Raw genomic sequence first — 26,000 nt, 5'->3', positions numbered from 1 at the left:
TTTGAGTATTTAGGGGGTATTTTTATTCACCAATTTTATACATTTATTACTTCAAATTACAGGAGAAAACAATGATTGATTTAAATTCATTCATGGATTTTTCATGGTGCTATCTACATTTAGGATTAGCACCAATAAATGCCTTAATTCCAGCACAAATACCACTTATTTTCTCTAGTCCTAAATTTTTTGTGGCATTGTTATCAGGTGTCCTCATGGCATTTGCTTTTCAATTATTATTCACAAATCTCTCTGTAGCTGCGGGAATTTCTGCCATAGGAACTGGTGCATATTCTGATGTTGATGATCCACAAACATTAGGCGGAAGTATTCGCAAAGTTGAAGCTAAAGTTGGGACTTGGGCAATTTTTTCTTCTAGTATTGCCTTATTTATTGCTTGTTTTTTGGCAGTTAAATTGAGTTTAATTCAAAGTACATTTTTAGGAGCAATAATCAGTGTCGTTATTTGGTCTACTTATTTCACTGTCATCATGTGGCTAGGTTCTAATGCAGTAGGTTCATTAATTGGTTCTTTTATTAGCACTGTAACTTCCGGTATTCAAGGTTTGTTGGGGACAGCAACTTCAGCTATTGGTGCTAATGTTGCTCAAAAACAAATGGTTTCTACGGCTGAAGAAATTACTGCCGCAGTGCGTCGAGAATTAACTTCTGGTTTTGATCCTGATAGTCTTAGAAATACTTTGCAAACTTCTTTGAGTTCTTTACAGTTACCACAACTAGATATCAAGGAAATTAGAAATCAATTTGATCAGTTGTTAAAAGATGTAGATTTGCGAGATATCAGAGATAGTAAATTGTTAGAAAATATCAATCGTCAGACTTTTGTGGATTTAATCAGAACTCGAACAGACTTTTCTGCGGAGGATGTTAATAAAATTGCTGACCAACTAGAGGATGCTTGGAAGCAAGTATTAAACCGACAAAGTACAACAGAAAAAGTAATTGATTTATTGAAGTCTGCTAGTCCAGAAGAATTAAAATCAGAAAAACTAGGTGAAAGGCTGCAACAACTAATAACTGTTGGTAATGGAAATGGCAAACAAAGAAATGGTTTCCTCAATCAAGCTGTTCAATATGGTTTAGGTGCAGCAGGAACAGCAATATTAGAAAGAGCTAATATTTCTGATATTAATGTTCAAGAAATCACCACTGAATTGAAAAAAATCGGTAGTCAAGTTCAAGATGTTGATGTTAATAAAATTATTGAGCAAGTCAAACAGGTTGCTAACCAAACAACTGAACAAGCGAGTAAAATAGGTAATCAATTAGGAGGAATATTCTCTACACAACCTGAGAATACAATCAAGGCAGATGTAGAAGATTATATTCTCAATTCTTTCCCTTGGCATTTTAATCGCCTCACAATTCAAGAGGAATTTCGAGAAGTAATTTATGACCCTAATGCTAACCCCAGTCAAGTCCGTCATAATTTAGAAGAAATAAATCAAAATTATTTTCGTAATTTACTCCAACAACGAGGAGATTTTAGCGAAGATAGGAGAAGAGAAATTTCTGAACAATTAGAAAATATTCGTCAAGAAGTTTTACCAATTGTTCAACAGGCAGAAAAACAAGAAAAATCACAACGGCTTCGCAGTCAAATAGAGGATTATTTACGGAATGCTAAAACAGAAGAATTGACTCCAGAAGCGATTGAACGCAATTTTAGAGCTATCCTGGAAGACTCAGACGCTAGTTTTGAAGAGTTACAAGAGCGGTTGAGTAAATTTAATCGGGATACCTTCTTTCCATTACTCCAAGAACGTCATAATCTCAGCGAAGAGGAAGTTAATAATATTATTGGTCAACTCGAAAGCACTCGCGATAATATTATTGATCAAGCTAGAGAATTGCAAGAACAATCTAGAAACCAAGCTAATGAGTTGCGTCAAAGGGTAGAGGATTATTTGCGAAATACTCATAAAGAAGAACTCAATCCTGATGCCATTAAGCGTGATTTCCAAGTGCTTTTAGAAGATCCACAAGCCGGAATAAATATTTTGCGTTTTCGCTTATCGCAATTCGATAGAGATACTTTAGTTCAATTATTAAATCAACGTCAAGATTTAAGTGAAGAAGAAATTAACCAAACTCTAGATTCTTTAGAGAAAGTCCGCAATAATGTTCTTCAAGCACCGCGAAAAGTTACTGAAAAAGCACAAGAGCAATATGAACAAACAACAACAGCTATAGCTGAATATTTGCGAAATACTAACTTGGAAGAACTGAACCCAGAAGGTATTCAGCGAGATTTGCAGAAGTTGTTAGATGACCCCAAAAAAGGTGCTGTTGCATTACGCGATCGCTTGTCCCATTTTGATCGGGAAACATTAGTGAAACTGCTGGCTACACGGGAAGATTTAAGTGAAGAACAAGTTAATCAAATAATTGATTCTGTTCAACAAGCGATCGCTAATATTATTAAAGCACCCCAACGTTTAGCCAAACGCACGACTAAACAAGTGGTAGATTTTGAAGCAAATTTGGAAAATTATCTCCGCAACACCAACAAAGAAGAATTGAATCCTGATGGAATTAAACGCGATTTGCAACTATTACTATCTTCACCTCGCGCAGGTTTAGGGACTTTAAATGATCGTCTTTCTAAATTCGACCGTTCTACATTGGTAGCCTTACTTTCCCAACGTGAAGATATTTCGGAAGCAGAAGCAAACAGAATTGTTGACCAAATTGAATCCGTGCGTGACTCCATAGTTCAACAATTTGAACAAATTCAGCAAAGAATGCGATCGCTCGTTGATAGTATTTTTGGGAGAATTCGTGACTATCTCAACTCCTTAAACCGTCCTGAACTCAATTATGAAGGCATCCAACACGATTTTGCTAAAATATTTGACGACCCGCAAGCAGGATTTGAAGCATTGCGCGATCGCTTAAGTCAATTCGACCGTGATACCCTAGTTGCGCTTCTCAGTTCTCGTCGAGATATCTCCCCAGAGCAAGCTAATCACATTATTAATCGGATTGAAAGAGCGCGAGATAGTGTCTTACGTCAAGCAGATCGCATTCAGCAAGAAACCCAAAGAAGACTCCAAGCAATGAGAGAACAAGCCAAACAGCAAGCAATTGATAGTAAAAAAGCCCTTGCGGACGCTGCTTGGTGGCTATTTAACGCCGCTTTTGTCTCCCTCATCGCGTCAGCCATAGGTGGAGTTTTAGCCGTCATTACTCCCACTCTCTTTATTTAGAAACAGATTCAACCATAGTTTTTCAATGTAGAGACGTTCCATGGAGCGTCTCTATCACATTTTTTACTCATCAAGTTGGACTTACCATGATTAATCCCGCTGCTATCTCCATCCCCGAACCCCAAATTCCCACTCCTGAACCAAACCCCCGTCCTCACCCTACACCAGAACCCACCATTCCCTCACCCGCACCAGAACCAGTCCCAGAACCAATTCCCCAAACCGTACCAGGACCCATTCCCCAAACTGTACCCAGTCCCATTCCTCAAACCGTACCAGGTCCAATTCCTCAAACCATTCCTCAACCCGTTTGAATTATCCTTATAATTGAAACCACATTCAAAATCGAAAATGCTAAGAGCCGGAATTGTCGGACTTCCCAACGTCGGAAAATCAACCTTATTTAACGCTGTAGTCGCTAATGCCAAAGCTGAAGCGGCTAATTTCCCATTTTGCACCATCGAACCGAATGTTGGCATTGTTTCCGTACCAGACGACCGGTTAAACGTTCTGGCGAAAATTGCTACATCAGTACAAATTGTCCCCGCCCGTGTAGAATTTGTAGATATTGCCGGCTTAGTCAAAGGTGCAAGTCAAGGTGAAGGACTAGGTAATCAATTTTTATCTCACATTCGAGAAGTTGATGCGATCGTTCATGTAGTTCGTTGTTTTGAAAATGATGATATCATTCACGTTGCGGGTTCTGTTGACCCAGCGCGGGATATTGAAATCATTAATTTAGAGCTTGGTTTATCCGACTTATTCCAAATTGAAAAACGCATTGATAGAACTCGCAAACTAGCACGCACTAGCAAAGATGCCCAGTTTGAAATTACAGTTTTGGAAAAATTAGCCGCCGCTTTAAATGAAGGTAAATCAGTTCGTCAAATAGAATTGAGTACCGAAGAAGCCGAAATTATTAAAGGTTTAGGATTACTTACTAATAAACCAATCATTTACGCTGCTAATGTTTCTGAAGATGACTTAGCAACAGGTAATAATTTTGTTGAGAAAGTCCGAGAAGTTGCTGCACAAGAAAATGCCCAAGTTGTCATTGTTTCCGCACAAGTAGAAGCGGAATTAGTAGAATTACCAGAAGCAGATAAAGCCGATTTTCTAGAATCTTTGGGTGTCAAAGAAGGCGGTTTAAAATCTTTAATTCGGGCAACTTATACACTTTTAGGTTTACGCACATATTTCACCTGTGGACCAAAAGAAACCCGTGCTTGGACAATTAACGCCGGAATGTCTGCACCCCAAGCCGCAGGAGTCATTCACTCTGACTTTGAACGGGGATTTATTCGTGCAGAAACTGTTGCTTATAACGATTTAGTAACTCATGGTTCAATGAATGCAACAAAAGAAAAAGGCTTAGTCAGAAGTGAAGGAAAGGAATATATTGTCCAAGAAGGTGATGTAATGTTATTCCGGTTTAATGTATAGGAAATAGCATAGGTGCGTTATCTACAGCATAACGCACTCTTTGTGAGATACATTCACCCAACCGCAAACCCTGTAGGGGCGCAGGGCCTGCGCCCTCGATTGTATTGCATCAAGGGCGATAACCGCTATAGTCATCTAGTTAGGGCTGTTAATCCTGTTCATCCTTAAATCCTATACTTCGACTATTTTTAACGCCAACCTTGCATTTCTACCAACTCCATACACAAATCATTAATTTGTTCCAAATCTGGACGATGTGGTAAACTAGATTGCTCATAAAAAACATCCATTTGAGCAACCAAATCATTGGCTATTTTCATCAACTCTTCATAACTATAATCACCCCGCAAAATAGATTTTAAATTATCAAGATCACCAGCTAAGTTTCTATCTACAATCACTTCTCCCCGCTGCAAAATTTCTAACCCACTGCGTAACAATCTAATACAGTGCATTCCATGTTTTAAATCATAACCTGATTTTTTTTCCATCTCGGCTCTAGCAGGATTTCTATTTTCCTGCCAAGATATATAAGCCTTCCATTCTCTCAATGCAATTTGATAACTTTGACTTTTTTGTAAAAGACGAATAAAATCTTTACGCCCATGAGTTAAATTTTGGGTATATTCTAAAGTTTCATCTGCTAAAGTATATTGTTTCAAAACCCCTTTAAAATCAATATCCGCCGTCAGCAATTTATATAACTGTTCTGCTTCTTCCAAAAACTCAATTTTTCCCCTAATTAAAAGATACAGATATTCCAAAAAAGCATTTAACTCATCTTTGCTTAAAGGGATTTCCTCAGTAATATCAAAATCCGAGGGAATGGGTTTTTTAGTCGGTGGATTTAACAACCATTTACGGTGAGTTTCCATCTTCTTAATTTGAGCAAAAGCATAACCAGAATAAGTATGTTTTACCTTTTTGCTCAAAAATAAACGGCGATGATTAATTAAATGTTGTCCGACATTAGTTATAAACGGATAATTATTCAACCACAGCAATTCTAAAACATTGGGATTTGCACCCGCCAATAAATGGAGAACTTTCCTTAATTCATAAATAACCGTATCTTCATTACCATCTATAAACGGAAATATCCCTGGTTCATCCCAACCAGAATCTTTTTGTTCAATACTATCAAATCCCAAATAATAGCGTTTGGGAGCAATAAATACACCACGATAATCATAGTCAGAATCAGGACGATTTAAGCCATAACCATAACTACCAGCTAAACCCACAAAAATAGTTCTTTGTTCAACTTCAATTCTTTTCATGTTCATGTAATAAAAATTTAGTTAGAGGACAATACAATCTTCTGAACTCTATTGATTTATAGGACTATAAACATCTTAAGTTATTTATGAAAAATCTTATAGTGGGATATAAAAAAATCTGAGCAACTTATCAGGCTACTCAGATTGGTTAAATTTTCATTCTGTCTGTGTCAGCATTAACTACAAACTCAAGAATTACCTTTTCGGAGATCACTGGAAAATAAAATTATATTTCCTCAAAGGTTGACTGATTAGCAACCCGTCAGGTAATATATTAGATTGTCTGTCTAATTCCTGCTCGGATCAGGTAGACATACTGCAAAAGCTGGCAAAAGCTATAAATAGCGTCTCTACAAGAGATTATAACCAGCTACCTGTACGGCAACCTCAAGGACGATTGAATGACCTACGCAATTATTGAAACTGGCGGTAAACAAATGAAAGTAGAAGCAGGTCGCTTTTACGACATTGAACTACTAAATGCCGAACCAGATGAAAAAGTTACTATCAACGCAGTATTACTTGTAAACCACGAAGGTACAGTTTCTATTGGACAACCTTTAGTAGAAGGTGCAACCGTCGAAGGGACAATCATGCGACATTTTAGAGGTCGCAAAGTCCTGGTGTATAAGATGAAACCTAAAAAGAAAACCCGCAAAAAACGGGGACACCGCCAGGAAATCACCAGATTTTTGATTAATTCTATCAATCTCAACGGCGAAGTTTTAGCTTACGAAGAAGCACCTACTAGTGCTGAAGGTCCAGTTATTGATGCTGACTTCGTAGAAGAAACTGCGGACGAATCCTCTGAGGAATCATAAATAAGGTTTAAGTTGCTAGTTAGGCAATCAGCAAGAGATAAGAAGAGTAATGAAAATTTATCTTCCTAATCACCAATTACCAATCACCAGCTTAAACTAGATAACTAGCAACCTGGAATAAATAGAGTAAATAGAAAAGAGGAAATTATGGCTCATAAGAAAGGAACTGGTAGTACGCGTAACGGACGCGACTCTAATGCTCAAAGACTGGGCGTAAAGCGTTATGGTGGACAAACTGTACGTGCGGGTAACATTCTTATCCGTCAGCGTGGCACTAAAGTTCACCCTGGTAACAATGTTGGCATTGGTAGTGATGATACCTTGTTTGCGCTAGTTGACGGTGTAGTTACCTTTGAAAGAAAGGGTAAAAGCCGGAAGAAAATTAGCGTTTATCCAGTAGCAGTAGCAGCAGTAGAAGCAGTAGCAAGCTAGTCATTAAGTTACAGCAGGATTCGATGTAAGGGCTTATCCCTGAAGGGACTGGAAGCATCAGCATTCGGTGTAAGGGCGAAGCATTCGGAAAATAAACTTGGGAAAAAACCGATAATTTATCGCCCGAATGCTTCGCCCCTACTCAGTGATCTGCAATCTGCTGCATTAACAAATTAATGACCAGTGACTAATTTTAAATCTGCTGATTAAGGAATGCCCCCAATGCTAAACCTAGCAGTGAGCAAAGAAACGTACATCCAAAAGCTAATGCTGGTTTTAAACCAACTGATTGAAAGTCTATTTTCGCTAAGATAGTCGCACACAAAATAAGTAAAGTATCAAGAAATACTCGAAACCAGGCAATCATCAGAAAAAATAGTAAAGCGGCTAAGACAGTCACGCCAAAAGTCCTAGCGTTTGACTTAAACAAGATACTAAAACACTGATTGAGTTTTAACCAGGGGTTGGTAACACATATTAACGACAGCAGAATAGTTACCACAGTTATCAGCCAGATATACCAATGGGCTTTTTCTTCAAATATTACCCAGCCCAATGTACTGTAACTCAATAATACAAGTGTGAGGGAAAACCAAGGGATCTTTTTTAAAATTGACATATAGCAGGATTTAGAAGTAATACAGGCTTTAGGGGTTTGATAAATGTAAAAGTTCTGTGCCTCACAAACCGCTATATACTGGTGTTTCCAGTATCAGGTGCATTCATTATTTCACAGTTTTACAGAACCCATAAAGTTTCTAAATGTTTAATTTCATCTTTAATTCCTAATTTTTAGCGAATAAAGATCAACATTTAGTTAAATATGTTCATAAATCTTTGTAAACTATTAGCAGTTGAGTAGCCACGTGGCATATCATTAAGGATTGATCATGAGACAACTTGTTATCGTCGAGCGCGTATGCCTAATTGGCCATATCGTTTCTATGGTATTTGGACTGGTAGGAATATTAATTGTTATTCCCAATGCTGAATTAATTGTCAGCTTATCAGAGGTTGGTCAGAGTGTCATGCAGTGGAGCATGGCGGGTGGCGGTGTGGTATACATGATTTTAGGGGCGCTGGGAGTGTTCCTTTATGCTTACCGAACTTTAGGTTTGGCGCGCGCTTTAGGATTTTTAATACCATCTTTATCAATTTCTCTTACTAGTGAATTATTAGGAACTAGCACAGGTTTTCCCTTTGGTCACTACAGCTATTTGAGTGGACTGGGGTATAAAATTTCTGGTTTAGTACCTTTTACAATTCCCCTGTCATGGTTTTATGTAGGATTAGTTTCTTATGTGTTGGCGCGTGCGGGTTTAGAAGTAGATAAAAAACCCAGCTTGTTCCGTCACTTGGGAGCAATTGTTTTAGGTTCTTTGCTGCTCACTTCTTGGGATTTCGTTCTTGACCCTGCAATGAGTCAAACTTCCCTTCCCTTCTGGTATTGGCAACAACCAGGGGCTTTCTTTGGAATGCCTTACCAAAACTTTGCCGGTTGGATGGGTACTGGTGCTTTATTTATGACCGTAGCAGCTTTGTTATGGAGCAGAAACCCGGTTAAATTAGACCATTATCAACTGAATATACCTTTACTAGTTTATTTAGGTAACTTTGGTTTTGCTACAGTCATGAGTTTGGCGGCTGGTTTTCCTATTCCTATATTGCTAGGTGTGGCGCTGGGTGTAGCTCCTGCTGTACTAATGTGGTCTAGAGGTTCTAGTGCATTTGCAACTGTGCCTATTGAAGCAGCTACAAAAGAAGTTGCTGTTGCTAATGTGAAAGTGGCTTTCAAATAGGGAAGAGGGAACAGGGAATAGGGAATGGGGAACAGGAAAGAGGGGAAGAAATTATTTCAATTACCTCTTTCCCAATCATATAAAAAAAGTTAAAGCTGATATGGCAGTTAAAATTACAAGTGCGTAATGTGGGTTAAATGATTAAGTATTAGCACTTGAAATAAATAATAAAATATGTATTTTTACGCAGAATAAAAAATAAAATCAGGGAAATATTTGTGTATATTTAGCGGAAAAACTACCGTAGTAGTGATAATATCTATTTGTAGTGATTTTATATATACAAGACCTACTCAACTGGCACATTAGTAGGGTGTATCATACTACATCGGCCTTTTTATTTCATAACTAAACCTGAGACGTGATATTTCTATGGATGATGTTGTTATTAAGCTCATAGCCATTTTCTCAAATGTCAATGAGTGGCTGAAGTTTGCAGAGGCTAAAAATGGTATTCTTTTGGCTTTTTCTGGTGCTGCTATTACTGCTACTATAACTATTTTGTCTACAGCCCAAAATCTGCCTAATTCATTAAAAATTGGGTTATTGTTAACAACTATTTTACTTTCTATTTGTGCTTTAGTTTGTTCGTTGTCTTTTTTACCTAAAACCAATTTAGAGAGAGTTTTAGGGTCGCGACGTAACTTAAATCCTACTAATCTAGATAAAGATAATTTATGGTTTTTTGGACATTTGCAAAAATATAAGCCAATTGAATTGTTAGATGCACTGAATCACCATTATTTTGATTCTCAATTAAAGACACCTTATAAAAAAGAGTATCAAGATATTGCTGCACAAATTACTATTAATTCTGAAATTGCTTCTCTCAAATTTCGGGTTTTTATTTATGCCATATATATTTTGATTGCTTCTATTGTGGTAATTCCATTTTCTATTTTGATAAGTTTAGTTATTTATCGTCATTTATAATTAGTGTAATTATTTTTGTCAGAAATTCATTGAGAAAAATAGAGGTAATTTATGGGTTATAGATTAACAATAGTTCAACTTGATTTAGTCAAGTCTTCCCAATCTTTTCAGGAACTTTTTGAAAAATATGATTTAGGAAATGAAATTTTACAAATTTTTATTAAAAAAATCGAAGAAATTGTTAAACCAGCTTTTGATGAATCAACCAAAAATTATAATATTGATCCTAATTTTACCAAAATAGAAATGCCTATGGCAGATGGATATAGACTGATATTTCAATATTCTGAAAATGCCTATGAGTTTGTTCAAATATTTTGTGAATTAGTTAATAAACGTAACCAAAAACCTGGTATAGACCAGTGGATATTTCGATTTGGTGCAGCTACAGATCCTAATGTTATTTATGATTCAGGCATTCTGAATCGACTTACTGGTAATGGTTTTCTAATAGTTAAAGAGTTAGAAGCTGGTGCATTACCTGGTTGGTTATTTATTGATAATATGACATATAATGAACTTGCTCAAGATATACAAAATAAGTTTTCTAATCAAACTTTCAAGAATAAACAAGGTGAGTTAAAACAGGCTTATGGTTGTTCGGTGCTTGTAAATTCTAACGCGGGTATTTCACCACAACCTATTATATGGACAGATGAAAAAAGAAAAAATTTAAGAGAACTTATCCAAAATACATTTATAGAACAACAATTAAAAGATATATGTACAGAAAATCAGCAGACACTAGAAGGAAATATTTATGATTTAGTTGAAGGAACTACATATAAATCTAAATTGATTAATTTAGTTAGATATTTACATCAGAATGATTTGATAAATACATTTTTAACAATACTTGGTAGCGAAAACAAAAATTTTGCTTCTCAAATAAACTCTTTGTTTCATAATTAAGTAATCATTGATTACAATACAACTGACAAAACGACGATTGAGGTTAGAAAATGCCATTAACGGATGAAAAAAGAAAAAAGTTAAGAGAACTTATCCAAAATACATTTACAGAACAACAACTAAAAGATATATGTACAGAAAATGAGCAGACACTAAAAGGAAATATTTATGATCTAGTTGAAGGAACTACATATCAATCTAAATTGATTAATTTAGTTAGATATTTAGATAAAAATAATTTTATAAATACATTCTTAACAATACTTTGCAAAGAAAACAAAAATTTTGCTTCTCAAATGCAAAATTTTATCGATCAAAACAATATATCTGATGCACAAAATACAAATAATATTGTTAGTTATCTTTTTTTCATTATAGAACCCAAAACTAATAAAGAATTTTTCATAAAAGCTGAATTTGTACAATTTGCGAATAATGAGTGTGAGAAAGAACTAAAAAGATTTCCTATTAAATTAAGTGAGGAAGAAGAATGTAGAAGTTATTTAGAAAAAGAAATCATTGATTACGTATATAAAAGTATTCAAGAAATGAAAAAAGTGCTTAACAAGCAAAATATTATATTATCTAGCTTGCCAATTATAGAATTGTTTGTACCTATTAGTCTTTTAGGTGCAGATTTTGATATTAAACAAATTCCTGATCATCAATTTGGGAATCAAAAAATACCGATTTGTAATTTATATCCATTAATTGTACGTTCTTATGAGAGATTCTTTAACCATGATATCAATGATGAATCAATTATTTCATATAGAGAAAAATTCAGCTTGTTACAAGAGTTGATTAATAAGTCTAATAATACTCAAGAATTTATTCAAAATACTGATGTTTATCATCTAATTAATGACCCTTTTTCAACTTCAAAAACAAGGTATAAAATCTTTTCAAATATTTTGAGAGAAGGTTTTCCTTTGTGCTTATGGACTAGATATAGAGACATTGATCAAAGTAATCAAATTAATAAGCATTTAGGAGAAATGTTAAAAATAGATTCCGATAATTCTCTTGGTTATTGTAAAGTTTATAAAATACTCAGAAATATTCATGATATTAGAAAAAAATATATGAGTCATAAAGGAGATTTTGGTTACAATTTAGGAGTATTATTTGATCATGATAAAATACCAACAGGAGCAAATCAACTCATATCTCCTAATATGGCTAGGAAGGTTTAGAAATAAAAATTTTATTGATTAATTAAACCTATTTACAAGGACAAAAACAATGACTGAACATCAAACAGAAAATAACAAAGACTGGTATCTATTCTATGGTGATGGACAAGATCATGATATAAATATCCAGGAAAAAATGAAATCTCCACCACCTTGGCGGAAATTTTTAGAAATTAAAGATATAGATAAATTAAAAAAAGCAATAAATTTAGATGGTAGTGAAAATAAAAAGAAAAAAATTGATGAAATTACTAAAAATTCAGAAGAACTAAAGAAAATTTATGATCAATGGGAAGAAATTCAAAAATTAGCTAACTCTCCCGAAAATGAAAGAGGCCAAGAAAAGGGTAAAAGATTTCGCGTTTCTAGTCAACTAACAGCAGCAAATGATGATAGTAATAAAAACAGTTCTAATAATAAAATCACAGTATTAGATGCTGTAAATGCTGCTATCTTGTTACGAAGACCGCTTTTAGTAACAGGAAATCCTGGATCTGGTAAAACTTCTTTAGCTTATGCGATCGCTCATGAATTAAAATTAGGAACTGTATTAAGTTGGCCAATTACTTCCCGTTCTACCCTCCAAGATGGATTATATGCCTATGATGCGATCGCCCGACTTCAAGATTATCAACTATATAAAGACAATCAAACCCAAAATAAATCATTTGATATTGGCAATTATATCACATTAGGATCATTGGGTACAGCATTTTTACCATCTCTTTATCCCAGGGTTTTATTAATTGATGAAATTGATAAAAGTGACATCAATTTACCTAATGATTTATTACATCTCTTTGAAGAAGGTAAATATGCAATCCCTGAATTAGTCCGTTGGGCTGATACTTCTCATACAGAAACATCTAAAATAGAAGAAAAAGCAGCTAAAACTGTAGAAGTTCGTACAGAAGACCCAAACATTAAAGCTACAATTAAGGCAGGTCGAGTACATTGTTCAGAATTTCCCATTATTATTATGACCAGTAATGGAGAAAGAGACTTTCCTCCCGCATTTGTCCGTCGCTGTTTACGGGTAAGAATGCCTGATCCTGATCCAGAATATTTAAAAAATATCATTGCATCTCATTTTGATGATGACAGTTATCAAGGAACTAAAAACACAACAGATGATCTCATAACAGCCTTTAAAGAAAAAGAAGCAACAGAACGAGCAACAGATCAATTATTAAATGCTATTTATATGAGAAATAACCTGAATCCTGAATCTTTCACTAAAGATTTACAAGATTTATTGTTTAAATCTTTATCTGATACTGATGAACAGTAAAAATATCTATTGTGGTACGGGCATCTTGCCTGTAAAATATAAATAATATAGCCTTATGCACTTGAATGAGATACATTTTAGCCCCCTCCTCGCTTGCGGGGTTGGGGGTGGGGTTCTTTTATCTCACTTAGGCGAGAACCGCTATAAAGGATTTTAAAACCATGAGTAAGCAATTTGATCAGTTCATTACCACATTAGAAAAAAAATTAAATCTAACTGGTACAGAAATTGCCGAAATTCTCTGGTTAGCACAACAAACTTGTACTCATGTTTCTGTTGACAAAGAACCAACTCCACAGAAAAAACCACCACCAAGTAATGAACATAAAGATATACCACCACAAACCCCAAATTATATCCCAATAACTCCACCAACAAGTCCTACCATCATTGAACCAGAACCACCTAAAGTTCCTATTATTCCAAGAAAATCAGATTCATATCCCGATAGTGGTTTATCAATAAATATTCCTGATGTTGCTTCCCTTCCCTATCCCCGGAAAATCGCTAAAGCATTAAGTTCTTTAATTCAATATATTGCCTATGGTAAAGCAGTGTTATTAAATGAAAAAGCCACCGTTGAACGTATTGCTGAATTAAACGGTATTTGTATTCCTATTCTTGAACCACGCAGAGAATTAAAATTTGATTTAGTATTAGTTATAGATAAAAGTGATTCGATGATTTTTTGGCAACGCATTATCAAAGAATTACAACAAATTTTAAAAAATTATGGTATATTTCGCAATATTCAAACCTTTGGTATTTTCACAGATGATCAAGGAGATATTTATTTAAAACAAAGCATAGGTAAAAAAGAAACAGGTAAAAAAAGATATTCTCCTCGAAAATTAATTGATCCTACAGGTCGTAGAATTATCTTCATAGTCAGTGATTGTGTTAGTGAAATTTGGCGTAATGGTAAAGCTTTTAATCTATTAAAGATTTGGGGAAAACATAATATTGTTGCCATTTTTCAAATGTTACCGGAAAGAATGTGGTTAAGAACTGCCTTAAGTTCAGGGGCAATGGTACAGTTAAATCGTTCAGATTATACAGTCGCAAATCGTAATTTATCTATTAAAGAAATTTTAATTTGGGATGATATTAATTTTCACCAATCTATCAAAGTTCCTGTTTTTAGCCTCACACCAGATTCCATAAAAACTTGGAGTAAAATGGTCATAGGAAAAGGAACTATTGGTGCAGGTGGTTTTGCCTTTTCAGATATAGTTAAACAACCAGAATTACAAGAACCACAAACACAAGATATACCTCAAATATCATTATCCCATGAAGAACGAGTATATCAATTTCGCATGAGTTCTTCACCCCTAGCCAGAAATTTAGCCAGTTTATTAGCATCTGCACCTGTAATTAATTTACCTGTAGTGCGATTAATTCAAAAAAATTTCCTACCTCAATCGGAAAAAATAGTTCATGTCATAGCTGAAGTATTTTTAGGGGGAATTTTAAAACCTACCAAAGAAATTACACCAGATACCAATCCAGATTATGTTGAATATCGCTTTATTCATGAAGAAATAAGAGATATTTTTCTGCAAGATAGTTCTCGAATGAATTCCCAGCAAATAATTAAAAAAATTTCTGAATATATTGCTGAAAAACTGGGAAAAAATCTCAAAGAATTTGATGCTTTACTTCAAAATCCAGAGGAATTAGAAAAACTCACCAAAGAAAAAAATCTTCCAGACTTAAATTTTGAATATTTTGCTACTATCACTACCAAAGTTTTAAGGAGATTGGGAGGAGATTATACAGCCTTTGCTAATGAAGTCGAAAAGGCTTGGACAAAAACACCGCCACCAGAAAATACCTTAGAAGAATTTATATTTACCACTGCTACTATTTTAATTACAGATAAATTTGATTTTGAAGTTGCTACTATAGAACTGAAAAAACCACGCTTTAACATAGGAAAACCACAATTAAACGTTAAACGTCAACCACAACAAGCAGAGTATTTCCCGGAAAAATTAGGTGATCATCTCACCTTAGAAATGGTATCTATTCCCGGTGACACTTTTATGATGGGTTCTCCTCCACAGGAATTGGAACGCCGAAACAGTGAAAGTCCCCAACATACAGTAACAGTGCAACCCTTCTTTATGGGTAAATATCCAGTCACCCAAGCACAGTGGCGATTTGTAGCTGAGTTACCCCAGGTAAACCGAGAACTTGACCCCAACCCATCTAAATTTAAAGGTGATAATCGCCCTGTAGAGCAAGTTTCTTGGTATGATGCGGTGGAGTTTTGTACACGACTATCAAATCACACGAAAAGACCCTACAGCCTCCCCAGTGAAGCACAATGGGAATATGCTTGTCGAGCCGGAACAACCACACCATTTCACTTTGGAGAAACGATAACAACAGATTTGGCTAACTATGATGGTGACTATACCTATGGAGATGGAGTTAAAGGAACTTATAGAAAACAAACAACAGAAGTAGGGAGTTTTGGAGTAGCTAACAACTTTGGCTTATACGATATGCACGGCAACGTCTGGGAATGGTGTTTAGATGATTGGCATGATAATTATAAAGGAGCGCCAACAGATGGCAGTGCATGGTTTGATGAAAACACTAAGCTATTTGACAAGTCCATGCCCGCTTTGCTGCGTGGTGGTTCTTGGTACAACGATCCTGTCGGCTGCCGTTCTGCGTCTCGCGGCAATGATGTTAGGGCGGAGCGCGACCGCATCGACTACGTTATTGGTTTTCGTGTTGTGTGTGGGGTGGGGAGGGCTTAGTAGCCCTTTATACTTTTGCCCTTTTGCCCTTTGCGTTTTTTTCTTTACCCTTTTTGTCGCCAAAGGCGACTCGATATTTTTCGGTAAAAATGTTAGTTGATAGTTTTTAAGCCGTTGTGTACCATTTCTATACAAAAAGTCAGGGTTAAAATTGTTAAATATTATTCCGCTTCTATTGCTACTGATCCAAGTACCCGCAACAGCAATTTTGCTTTCCCGGTTGCTCAAAGGTCCAAGACGTTATCCAGCCCTGCAACCACAACAACCCACACCGGAACTTTTGGGAACTGTGAGTGTAGTTGTACCGACATTAAATGAGGCATTGCGGATTAGTCCGCTGTTAGCTGGTTTGAGTCGCCAAAGTTACGAAGTTCGGGAAATTATTGTTGTGGATAGTCGGTCACAAGATGGTACTCCCGACTTAGTAAAAACCGCAGCAGTAACAGACCCTCGCTTTCGGGTAATGACAGATGACCCCTTACCTTCTGGCTGGGTTGGTCGTCCTTGGGCTTTGCATAATGGCTTTCTGTTCACTGCGGAGGGGAGTGAGTGGTTTTTGGGAATGGATGCGGATATTCAACCCCATCCTGGTTTAGTGGCGAGTTTGGTGAAAACTGCTGTAGCCCAAGGTTATGATTTAGTATCTTTATCACCACAGTTTATTCTCAAGTATCCGGGAGAATGCTGGTTACAACCGGCTTTGTTAATGACATTACTGTATAGATTTGATCCTACGGGTATTTATACTGAACAACCAGAACGGGTGATGGCCAATGGCCAGTGCTTTTTATGTCGTCGGTCTGTATTACAGGCTGTGAATGGTTATAGCAGCGCCAAGGGTTCTTTTTGTGATGATGTGACTTTGGCGCGAAATATTGCCTCTGCTGGCTTTAAGGTGGGCTTTTTGGATGGGGCTAATGTGCTAAAGGTGAGGATGTATGAAGGGGCGCTGGAAACTTGGAAGGAATGGGGACGTAGTTTAGATTTAAAAGATGCAACTTCCCGCGCTCAGGTATGGGGGGATTTATGGTTATTGTCTTCCGTTCAGGGTTTACCCCTCTTGATTTTACTTAGTTATTTGTTGTTTCCTGCTGTGGTTCTCTCACTGCCGACGCTGCTATTGTTGGGATTGAATACATTTTTGGTGGTGATTCGCTTTGCTTTATTACTAGCGATCGCTCCATCCTATGATCGCAAAGATGCCACAGGTAGCTGGTTATTCTGGCTTTCTCCCTTAGCAGATCCTTTAGCTGTGCTACGCATCTTTTTATCTGCACTCCGCACTCCCAAAGAATGGCGTGGACGGAAATATTAAGAAGGAGAGGGAGAAGGTGACAGGTGACAGGTGACAGGTGACAGGGAAGAAGGAAGAAGGAATTTTTTTGGGTAAATGTTGGGTTTTCTTTCGTCAACCCAACCTACGCAAAAACATCAGTTCCCAGAAAGTATGAAATTACCAAAATCAAGCTTATCTAAATCAAATTAAGCTCTTTGTCTTTCAGTTCGAGAAGATTCCATTTCCTGTTGAATTCTGCTCTTGACAGCTTTAAAATTTGTAGCTAGTTCTTCACTTTGTTGCGTATTCATATTATTACGAATAGCCGCAAACATTGTGTTTTCTTCTTGGCGGACATGATCCATGACATCATTCATGAGAACTCTAATTCGCTCTTTGAATTCAGATGAAGATGGATTAATATTTTGTATTTGATCTAAGATATTCCGCCAGTTAGCGTGTTCATCATACAATTCTTGGGTATTGGCATCACCATAAAAAGAACGGACGCTGGGATAAACAACTTCTTCTTCCGCGGCTGCATGGACACGGAGATCCTTATAAATTTGCCCAAAGTATTCTTGAATTTTTTGAGCATCATTGCTTTGCAAAAGTTCTGTAAACAAGGTATTCACCTTTGTATGATCCATGCGGATAATATCTTGGATATTCATATCCTGTTTATCAGAGGTTTGGGTAACAGCACTACCAACTACACCACTAATTGCAGAGATAGCATCTTGAACCCTTGACCAAATTCCTTGATCTGCATCTTGTCCAGTCAATTCCCGGACACCTAAAATTTCTAAAATTCCTTTCAGTTGTTCTTGATGGGCGCGGTTCTCAAAATTAATCGTATTTAAAGGCCCAATTGCTGTTATGACATCAGCGCCAACTCTCTGAGCGGCTTTATGAATTGTCAAACCATTCATTACTTGTTGATGTTTTAACAATTCATGCTGAAATACTTTTTCCCAAAAACTTAAGTCATCACTTTGCATGAATTGGCGGACAGTTTCTGCTACTTTCTGGACTGTTTGATCAGGTTTTTTTTGAATGCCATACTGAATGACTACAGTATCAAGAATTCCTTGATTTTTCCGGTCATCTTCTAGCATTTTCCGAAAATTATCTCTAATCTCATCATCAGTACAATCTCTCGCAAATTGTTCCTCATTATTAATGAGCAACTCTTGGAGTAATTTCATATCAGCCAATTTCACGGCAATAGCATTACGTTTGGTATCGTCTAAAGTGACTACCATTCTAGTGTTCTCCTCAAAAGGAATTTTTTTACTAAACTAAGATTGACATAGATGCTAGGTAGATTCCATCTTTCTTTTGAGCGATAACTATATAAACCGAAGATATAAAATCTGATTAAAAATTTATCTTTGTGCTGTTAAATCTAACTTCCTTCTATTTAAAGATAGAGAAAATATTAATGCTTATTCCACCGCTAGATAGATAAAATCTAAAGTTGAGTTTTCTCAAATAGAAAATAATATGCTGGCTAATTTCGACGGCTGAATCAAAGGAGATAAATCATGGATAGTACAGAACCAACTTCTACACCATTCCCGAATATTCCTCCAATTATTGAAAGTAATGATAGAGAATACCAAGATACTGGAGTACCTAGTACAGTAGCGATCGCTGGACATCCCTTACATCCTTTAAGTATCATTTTTCCTATCGCCTTCCTAGCAGCAGCATTGGGTAGTGATTTTGGTTACTGGTTAACTCGTGATTTCTTCTGGGCTAGGGCTTCTCTGTGGTTAATCGGACTAGGTTTAGTAACTGGTATCATCGCCTCACTAATTGGCATGAGTGATTTTTTACAGATTGAACGAGTCCGTAAACGCGTTGCAGGTTGGACTCACCTGATTCTCAACCTTTCTATTCTCATTTTCACAACCTTAAACTTTATTTTGCGGTTCGGAGATGCTGAGTCACACATCCTCCCTTGGGGCTTGCTTCTTTCTCTGGTAGTGGGGACATTAACGAGTATTACCGGTTGGTTTGGAGCAGAACTTTCTTATCGTCATAAAATCGGCGTAGTAGGTGCTGGTAGTAAAAAATACCCCTAGCCTCATATCAATATGTTGATTTATTTAACTTCCGTAATTTGTAAGGTGTAAGGTAGATAATCATTTTTCTCGTAAGAACCAATCCAAATTTGGTATTTTCCTGGTAGCCATTCCCCCACAATACCGGGGTTTTTGCCATCAAAATCATCATTACACCAAGTTCCACCGGGTCCTTTGATGATCATTGTCGTGTCAGCAGGACTTTGGACTACTAATTTCAAGTAATCAAATTTACTGATCAGATTCAGAGTGTGATCTGGAGCAAGATCCACAAATCCTTTACATGGACCGGTTGGTTGTGTTTCTTTTTTTCCAGCTATTTGGGTGGCTGGTATTGAACCACCACTCATCCCCCGCACTGTCAAAGGATCTGGGGAAAATGGATGTTTAATAGTCACATCTCCAAAAATCGGTGAGGCTGGTTGAGCATTAGCCACTGCTGGAATTCCGGCTGTAATGCTAAATGTAACTATAATTCCTGTAATAAACGCTGTTTTTGACATTGTAATTATAGAAGATTCCTAAATATCTAAATAAAGACATTAATCTAATATCCCAAGTTCCTTGCCAATCCAAATAAACTTTTTAGAAATTCTCCTGAAAAAGATATCGCCGCCGAGCTAAAGTACGTAAGTAGCGATAAATTAACCAAGCCAAAAGTCCTAGAAAAAGATAAAACAATATTTGTTTAATTATAAACCAAGAAGTTGCCTGTTCTAACAAAATCTCCCATCGCAAAGGCATAAGTTTTCTACTGAGAAGAAACAAGCCCAAAATAGCATTTCCACTTAATAACGGAATTAACAAAACTAAAACTCTTTGGTAGTAACGAGTCTGAGATGTATATCCCGAAATTAAACAAATAGGACGTTTACCTTGTAATTCTCTGAGTAATTGTTCCAATCGCCAAAACATCCATAACAGGAAAGGAAATAAACCATAGATTAAAAAATATATTGGTGGTGGAAACCTGCCAGCATGAGATAAAACATTCACTAAAGCATGAGCAAAGACAGAATTTAGCCAAGCCGTAAAAAACAAATTTCTATCTCGATTGAATCTGATACTCGAAGAAATATATATACCTAGTGCGTATCCCCAAGGAGCAGAGAAAATTGCATGGACTGGTGTCCCAATGGTTCGTTCTAAAATTGATGCTGTGCCGTGAAATAGATAAATCCACGTTTCCTCGGCTGTAAATCCCAAGGCTGCGGCGATAGTAAATAGAAAAATAGTAGTAGCACGCAAATAATACTGGCGTTGTAAATAGCAAATAGCCAGAACAACTGCTGCTAACTTACAACCTTCTTCAATAGGAGCTATGACTAATATCTGCCGCAAAATGACCACGAAGAAGTTACGCTGCATTTGTTGCCAGTTTACAACCCAGTTAGCGACAGTTTCCACCCCCCATTCTAGGCCAAGAGCAACAAAACCAGCGATCGCCCCCAGAATGAATAGACCTAGCAGAGTTAACAGCGGTGGGGCAGCAGGAGTCCGGCGGTAGTAGAACCACAACAACATCAATGGGGGAATGACTGCCCACAGCACTAAAGATAAATTAGCCACTCACCTGAGCAATTACAGTGCGGTGACGGGGGCTATTACTGGTAATGGTGGGAGTTTGGAAACCTGCATTAATTAAGGCTTGTTCAATGTCCAAACTGAAATATTCATCTAAATAAGGTTCGGTGCTTTTGAGTAAAGTTAATATATATGTGGGCATTTTTTTGTAATTTTCTGATTTGGGATTCATGTCCATAATCGCTAAATGGCCACCTGGACGCAAAACACGCCTAGCTTCAGCAAAAATTTTGTGAGTTACTGATTGGGGTAATTCATGACACATCAGAAAAATCGAAACTAAATCGAAGGAAGCATCTGCTATGCCTGTAGATTCAGCTTGAGCATGAACCCAGTTAATTTGGGCTTGACGTTGTTGGCTACGATAGTTAGCTACAGCTAAAAAGTAAGGAGATAAATCTAAGCCGGTGATCTTGGCTTGGGGATAAACTGCTTGTAGGGCAAAGGTACTTAATCCTACGGCACACCCTAAATCTAATACATCTTGTGGTTGGGGAGAAATTTGGGCTGTCAAAATATTGTGATAACTTTGGCGGAGTTTAGCATCTCCTTGCGCTCCGGCTTCACTCCAAATGCTGGCATGGACGGTGCGGGCTGCTACTTCTAATTCAAAAGCAGCTTGCCAACTCAAGTCTCCTCCTTCGTAAGCATGGAATGGCCGCAAGTAGTATTCTGGGTAATTAATCTGGGAATTTTCTACCCCAGCTAAATCATTTGCCCAATCACGCTGTTGGAGTTGATCAACTTCTTGCATCCAAGGTACGCCTATTCGCTGGGCGCGTTTAATCATCATTTGTCTGGCTTGGTGTTTGGCCAGGTTGGCTAAGGGTTTAATGGCCAAGATGCCATTGACGAAACGGGAAGCTAAATCAGGTGCAGTGTTGACAGCAGTAGTCATAGGTCAATTTTCTTCGCCCAATATTTTTTAAACATCCTTTAAAATAGAATACATCACGAGTTGAAAATAAGAAATGAAATTATTAATTATAAATTTAACCCAAAATTTAGATTTTGCTTAACCTGAGATAGAGGAAATGGTTTCCAGAAATGTAATAGTATACATAACGAGTTAAAAATAAAAGATGAACCCATTAATTACTACTTTTATCCAAAATTTGGATTTTTCTCAACCGGAAATAGAAGAAATACTTTCTCAGCCCTTAAATGAAGTTATCAATTCCCCGGCGTTAAAACAAGAATTAGACACTTTAAATATTGACTTACTCAAAAAAACTTTACCTACAGCCGGTGCAGTATTAGCGGAACATTTACCACTTTTTTATGACTGGCTCAAAAACGAATTAGGTGTTCAGCGTGTTCCTGATAGTCCAGACCATACCACCAAATGGGTTATTGGTTTTCTCAATAATCAAGAAAGTATTAATCATTTGGTGGAGTTACATCGTCCTGTTCCACACGCAGCTTTAGAAACAGCAGTTCCCCGTTTGGTAGGTTTATTTGATGGGGTTGAAGATGTTACAGTCCGAGAGGAATGGCAAAAGGCTGTGGCAGCACTTTGTTTGGTTTTAGTAGTTGATGCTCGTGAACAAGAAAAGCTGGGACAGTGTTAATTTCGCATTTGAGTACCCAGGTAAATTGTCAGAAATGGCTAACGCCACGCTTTGCTATCAGGATTTACAGGATTTAAGGATTTACAGGATTAAGAGTGAGATTTTATTACCAATCACCAATCACCAATCACCAGCCTTATAAGAAAATAGGCTGAAAACCCTTGAGGTTAAGTTTTGGAGCTAGGTGGTCAGTGAGCTTGTCGAACTGCGGAAAAACTTAGCCGTCCTTTAGGCAAGGGATGAAAGCCTATGGAGGCGTTTACGCCTCAGTCACCTGTGCTATAATCACTCTAACAGGAACGGTAATTAACCTGTATAAAAACCTAACTGCCTAATGGCAATCTGTACCTTGACAACTAAATCTATGGGGTTCTACTTCGTAGTTCTAGTATCACCTGGAAGTAGGTAAAAGATTTACAGGTACTAGACTTGTATTGAGCGAAGTCGAAATACAACACAGAATTAACTCAAACAAAACTTGTAGTAATACAACTACCTCCGGGCAGGGGGAAAGTAACGCTTGGGGAGAGAACCACCTCTTGGTTAGACACCGCAAGGGATCTAATCTAAGTGGACTCGTTGAACCAAGAATCCTCGCACCTTTAGGTCGGGAAGTGTCAAGGTAAAGTCAGAATTTCCACCCCATATTCTGTAACAGCAATAGTATGCTCAAATTGGGCGGAAAGTTGGCGATCGCTTGTTACCGCAGTCCAACCATCATTTAACATTTGAGCTTCATGAGTGCCTTCATTAATCATCGGTTCAATGGTAAATACCATACCCGCTCTGAGTTTCTTACCTCTACCTCTTATTCCATAATGGGGAACATCTGGTGCTGTATGGAAAATATGACTAATACCATGGCCAACGAAATCCCGGACTACTGAAAAGCCAAAAGATTCTGCATACTCTTGAATAGCTGCGCCAATATCCCCAATTTTTGCCCCTGGTTTTACCTCTGCAATTCCCAAACGCAGACACTCTGCTGTCACTTCTACTAATTTTTGGGCTTTGGGGGATGGATTACCAACTAGAAATGTTTTGGATGTATCACCATGATAACCATCAATAATGGGGGTGACATCTATATTAATGATGTCCCCATCTTTGAGGATTTGTTTAGCATTGGGAATCCCATGACAGATGACTTCATTAACGCTGGTACAAATTGATTTAGGATAACCTTTATAGCCTAAAGGGGCGCTTTTTGCTCCATGCTGTTGAGTCCATCTTTCTGCTTCATCGTTCAATTGTAAGGTACTTACTCCCGGCTTGACTAAAGGTTCTAGATGTTGTAGCAACTGGGCGGCTAAACGTCCAGCCCGACGCATTTTTTCTATTTCTCGCTGGGATAAAATCACTATGGTTTCGGTTTTCATCAATGTATCTAAGTAGGTTGGCGTTAAAAATTGTTGTTATGAGCAGGGAATAGGGAACAGGGAACAGAAAGAGAGTTTTGGGCGATTTTACTTTTCTTCACATACCTTTAAATTTTTCTATTCACTTACTTACTCTTTTAAAAATATAGTTAATCCTGTTGTCGCCGCCCTGCGTGCAGCGTCTGCTACTTTCAGAGTATACAAGCTTTTTTCTGGGGTGATATATAAGGGAATATCATCAAAAAGATAATCTAAGACCATAGTTGTATCTTTGGCAAATAAACCCCGCCGCGTACCTATTTCAATCAACTTTGTTTCCTCAGCTAACACCAACATTCCTGTATCACCATCGAGAATTATCCCCCCTTGTTCACCGTGAACTTCTAATTTCCGTTCTGACTGCCACAAAGTTTCCCCTTTACCATAAATTACTTGTGCTAGTAATCCACTGTCAAAGCATAGTTGGGCTGAACAAAAACAGGTTTGGTAATAATCAGACTCTGTTTCCCAATATCGCTGGTGACAGTTGACAGTGAAGACTTCACCAAACAAATCAATCAGACGATGCAATCGAGATAATGCACCAATTAATGGAAAGCCAAACTTCTCATGATGATAAGTCCACCTGCGTGGTGAGGGATGTTGAGGGTTAAGGGTGCTATAGCGAACATAAAACAAATCACCAATTTGGTCTAAGTGTTGTTTTAAAGTTTGATGCCAACCACCCAAAAGTTCAATGTGTTCAACGTGCAGTAGTTTGTTGACTGTTTTTGCTAAAGCAATTAGTTCTTCAGCTTCTTGGACATCCACCGATAAGGGATATTCAACAATTACGTGCTTGCCCCCTTCTAAAGCAGCACGGGCGATTTTACCATGATCCTGATTAATTGTGGAGATGACCACGATATCTAAATCGTCTCTGGCTACTAGCTGTTGCCAAGAATTCATGGCTTCAATTGTATATTCTTGAGCTAAAGCTGCTATCCTTTCTGGATTGCCAGCTATTGCTATTAAATCAGTGCGTGGATCTTGTCGTAAGGCCTCAGCCCGGAGTTTAGCCGCATACCCAGTACCTACTAAACCCACTCTGAGAATTGTTGTGGATAAAGGTGGCTTGTAATTGGACATGAATTATCACCAGTTTTTTTTGTTGGGTTTAATGCCGTTCCTATTTTATCAAAAAGCCAGCATCAGGAAATCTTAAACACATTGATCCCATAAGTACCATACATTCCAATACTTGTCGGTTAAGAGCAGCGGCAAGAAAAACATGAAATCCTTTTTCATTAGCGGTACTCATCACGATGTACTTTAACATCTATCCAGGCGAGTATTTTATATAACGAAAACTTATTAGTCATAAGTAACTAAATTTCATTACTAATAAGGGTCAATTTTCTGTCATAAGTTTTAACTTTTCCCTTAGTATCAGAATTGAAGCAAATTTAAATCAGCAGCTAATCCCCTAAGAATAGCTGTAATAATTGCTTGAAAATAAATTAAACTGCCGATTTGACAAGAGAGGATAATTAAATGGCTGCTACTTTCAAAGTCACTCTAATCACCCCAGACGGTACTAAAACTATTGACTGCGCCGAAGACACTTATATTCTAGATGCAGCTGAAGAAGCTGAACTTGACTTACCTTACTCCTGTCGTGCTGGTGCTTGTTCAACCTGTGCTGGTAAAATCGTCTCTGGTAGTGTTGACCAATCTGATCAGTCTTTCTTAGATGATGATCAAATCGAAGCTCAATATGTATTGACTTGTGTTGCCTATCCTACTTCTGATGTAACCATTGAGACTCACAAAGAAGAAGACCTCTACTAAGCTTTAGCCATTAAAATCCGCTATTAGCAACAAGAATCCATTACAAATAAGGGATTGGAGAATAAGTAAAAGTTCTACCAATCCCTAATTGTGCCTTGTAGATAATTGACAATTAACTCCTTTTAATTCTTCTTCCTTCTTCCTTCTTCCTTCTTCCTT

23 protein-coding genes are annotated in these 26,000 nt (G+C 37.1%); 15 read left to right on the top strand and 8 right to left on the bottom strand.

The genetic code is table 11. The features are described from left to right. The first annotated feature begins 71 nt into the window (after positions 1-71). The 3 genes from FJR04_RS11615 to ychF all read left to right on the top strand — a co-directional run bounded on the left by FJR04_RS11615 (position 72) and on the right by ychF (position 4,673). A complete protein-coding gene (locus tag FJR04_RS11615) occupies positions 72-3,230 on the top strand; it encodes an MFS transporter (protein WP_168494803.1) in 3,159 nt (1,052 codons plus the stop codon). 86 nt (positions 3,231-3,316) lie between these two features. Further along, the gene (locus FJR04_RS11610) at positions 3,317-3,544 is read left to right on the top strand and encodes a hypothetical protein (RefSeq protein ID WP_168494801.1); all 228 of its coding nucleotides are present in this window, start codon (positions 3,317-3,319) and stop codon (positions 3,542-3,544) included. A gap of 37 nt (positions 3,545-3,581) precedes the next feature. After that, on the top strand, positions 3,582-4,673 hold the full coding sequence (ychF, locus tag FJR04_RS11605; protein WP_168494799.1) for a redox-regulated ATPase YchF: 1,092 nt from the start codon (positions 3,582-3,584) through the stop codon (positions 4,671-4,673). A 188-nt stretch (positions 4,674-4,861) separates the two neighbouring features. Here the strand turns inward: ychF and FJR04_RS11600 are convergent, their stop codons facing one another. After that, positions 4,862-5,953: a DNA polymerase beta superfamily protein gene (locus FJR04_RS11600; RefSeq protein WP_168494798.1), complete on the bottom strand. Its 1,092-nt coding sequence runs from the start codon at positions 5,951-5,953 to the stop codon at positions 4,862-4,864. Between the two features lie 401 nt (positions 5,954-6,354). On the opposite strand from FJR04_RS11600, the gene rplU reads away from it, so the two are divergent. Further along, on the top strand, positions 6,355-6,774 hold the full coding sequence (gene rplU, locus FJR04_RS11595; RefSeq protein ID WP_168494795.1) for a 50S ribosomal protein L21: 420 nt from the start codon (positions 6,355-6,357) through the stop codon (positions 6,772-6,774). Between the two features lie 147 nt (positions 6,775-6,921). Further along, positions 6,922-7,206 carry a 50S ribosomal protein L27 gene (gene rpmA, locus FJR04_RS11590; RefSeq protein WP_168494793.1) on the top strand — a complete coding sequence of 95 codons (285 nt, stop codon included), beginning with the start codon at positions 6,922-6,924 and terminating at the stop codon, positions 7,204-7,206. A gap of 193 nt (positions 7,207-7,399) precedes the next feature. On the opposite strand, the gene FJR04_RS11585 is transcribed toward rpmA, so the two are convergent. Further along, the gene (locus tag FJR04_RS11585) at positions 7,400-7,825 is read right to left on the bottom strand and encodes a hypothetical protein (protein WP_168494791.1); all 426 of its coding nucleotides are present in this window, start codon (positions 7,823-7,825) and stop codon (positions 7,400-7,402) included. Positions 7,826-8,096: 271 nt separating this feature from the next. On the opposite strand from FJR04_RS11585, the gene cruF reads away from it, so the two are divergent. From cruF to cruG, 7 genes are all read left to right on the top strand, one after another. Further along, the gene (gene cruF / locus FJR04_RS11580) at positions 8,097-9,005 is read left to right on the top strand and encodes a gamma-carotene 1'-hydroxylase CruF (RefSeq protein WP_168494789.1); all 909 of its coding nucleotides are present in this window, start codon (positions 8,097-8,099) and stop codon (positions 9,003-9,005) included. Between the two features lie 372 nt (positions 9,006-9,377). Continuing rightward, entirely contained in the window at positions 9,378-9,938 is a 561-nt protein-coding gene (locus FJR04_RS11575) for a Pycsar system effector family protein (protein ID WP_168494787.1), read from the top strand. 51 nt (positions 9,939-9,989) lie between these two features. Further along, the gene (locus FJR04_RS11570; protein ID WP_168494785.1) at positions 9,990-10,850 is read left to right on the top strand and encodes an EAD6 domain-containing conflict system protein; all 861 of its coding nucleotides are present in this window, start codon (positions 9,990-9,992) and stop codon (positions 10,848-10,850) included. 50 nt (positions 10,851-10,900) lie between these two features. Then, on the top strand, positions 10,901-12,046 hold the full coding sequence (locus tag FJR04_RS11565; RefSeq protein WP_168494783.1) for an EAD6 domain-containing conflict system protein: 1,146 nt from the start codon (positions 10,901-10,903) through the stop codon (positions 12,044-12,046). 49 nt (positions 12,047-12,095) lie between these two features. Beyond that, positions 12,096-13,337, top strand: a complete 1,242-nt coding sequence (locus tag FJR04_RS11560) for a MoxR family ATPase (RefSeq protein WP_168494781.1) — start codon at positions 12,096-12,098, stop codon at positions 13,335-13,337. A gap of 161 nt (positions 13,338-13,498) precedes the next feature. Further along, complete coding sequence (locus tag FJR04_RS26160) at positions 13,499-16,111, top strand: SAV_2336 N-terminal domain-related protein (RefSeq protein ID WP_254445265.1); 2,613 nt, start codon at positions 13,499-13,501, stop codon at positions 16,109-16,111. A gap of 151 nt (positions 16,112-16,262) precedes the next feature. Then, positions 16,263-17,426 carry a 2'-O-glycosyltransferase CruG gene (cruG, locus tag FJR04_RS11550; RefSeq protein WP_168494779.1) on the top strand — a complete coding sequence of 388 codons (1,164 nt, stop codon included), beginning with the start codon at positions 16,263-16,265 and terminating at the stop codon, positions 17,424-17,426. Between the two features lie 167 nt (positions 17,427-17,593). Here the strand turns inward: cruG and FJR04_RS11545 are convergent, their stop codons facing one another. Then, complete coding sequence (locus FJR04_RS11545) at positions 17,594-18,652, bottom strand: hemerythrin domain-containing protein (RefSeq protein ID WP_168494777.1); 1,059 nt, start codon at positions 18,650-18,652, stop codon at positions 17,594-17,596. A gap of 282 nt (positions 18,653-18,934) precedes the next feature. On the opposite strand from FJR04_RS11545, the gene FJR04_RS11540 reads away from it, so the two are divergent. Further along, the gene (locus tag FJR04_RS11540) at positions 18,935-19,477 is read left to right on the top strand and encodes a DUF2231 domain-containing protein (protein ID WP_168494775.1); all 543 of its coding nucleotides are present in this window, start codon (positions 18,935-18,937) and stop codon (positions 19,475-19,477) included. A gap of 20 nt (positions 19,478-19,497) precedes the next feature. On the opposite strand, the gene FJR04_RS11535 is transcribed toward FJR04_RS11540, so the two are convergent. The 3 genes from FJR04_RS11535 to FJR04_RS11525 all read right to left on the bottom strand — a co-directional run bounded on the left by FJR04_RS11535 (position 19,498) and on the right by FJR04_RS11525 (position 21,959). Beyond that, complete coding sequence (locus FJR04_RS11535) at positions 19,498-19,980, bottom strand: hypothetical protein (protein ID WP_174763530.1); 483 nt, start codon at positions 19,978-19,980, stop codon at positions 19,498-19,500. Between the two features lie 82 nt (positions 19,981-20,062). Further along, positions 20,063-21,046 carry a PrsW family glutamic-type intramembrane protease gene (locus FJR04_RS11530; protein ID WP_168494774.1) on the bottom strand — a complete coding sequence of 328 codons (984 nt, stop codon included), beginning with the start codon at positions 21,044-21,046 and terminating at the stop codon, positions 20,063-20,065. Further along, positions 21,039-21,959, bottom strand: coding sequence for a class I SAM-dependent methyltransferase (locus FJR04_RS11525; RefSeq protein WP_168494772.1), 921 nt, complete (start codon positions 21,957-21,959; stop codon positions 21,039-21,041). The genes FJR04_RS11530 and FJR04_RS11525 overlap by 8 nt, the downstream gene beginning before the upstream one ends. A gap of 184 nt (positions 21,960-22,143) precedes the next feature. On the opposite strand from FJR04_RS11525, the gene FJR04_RS11520 reads away from it, so the two are divergent. After that, the gene (locus tag FJR04_RS11520) at positions 22,144-22,632 is read left to right on the top strand and encodes a hypothetical protein (protein ID WP_168494770.1); all 489 of its coding nucleotides are present in this window, start codon (positions 22,144-22,146) and stop codon (positions 22,630-22,632) included. 617 nt (positions 22,633-23,249) lie between these two features. On the opposite strand, the gene map is transcribed toward FJR04_RS11520, so the two are convergent. Both map and FJR04_RS11510 read right to left on the bottom strand, forming a co-directional pair. Continuing rightward, complete coding sequence (gene map, locus FJR04_RS11515; RefSeq protein ID WP_168494768.1) at positions 23,250-24,011, bottom strand: type I methionyl aminopeptidase; 762 nt, start codon at positions 24,009-24,011, stop codon at positions 23,250-23,252. A 129-nt stretch (positions 24,012-24,140) separates the two neighbouring features. Further along, entirely contained in the window at positions 24,141-25,139 is a 999-nt protein-coding gene (locus FJR04_RS11510; protein WP_168494766.1) for a Gfo/Idh/MocA family protein, read from the bottom strand. A 405-nt stretch (positions 25,140-25,544) separates the two neighbouring features. Here FJR04_RS11510 and FJR04_RS11505 point away from each other — a divergent pair, with 405 nt between their 5' ends. Then, a complete protein-coding gene (locus tag FJR04_RS11505; RefSeq protein ID WP_168494764.1) occupies positions 25,545-25,841 on the top strand; it encodes a 2Fe-2S iron-sulfur cluster-binding protein in 297 nt (98 codons plus the stop codon). Positions 25,842-26,000 lie beyond the last annotated feature (159 nt).

Origin of the sequence: Anabaena sp. UHCC 0204 (assembly GCF_009711975.1) — a bacterium.
Taxonomy (GTDB): domain Bacteria; phylum Cyanobacteriota; class Cyanobacteriia; order Cyanobacteriales; family Nostocaceae; genus Dolichospermum.
This window is presented reverse-complemented; position numbering and strand designations above follow the sequence as displayed.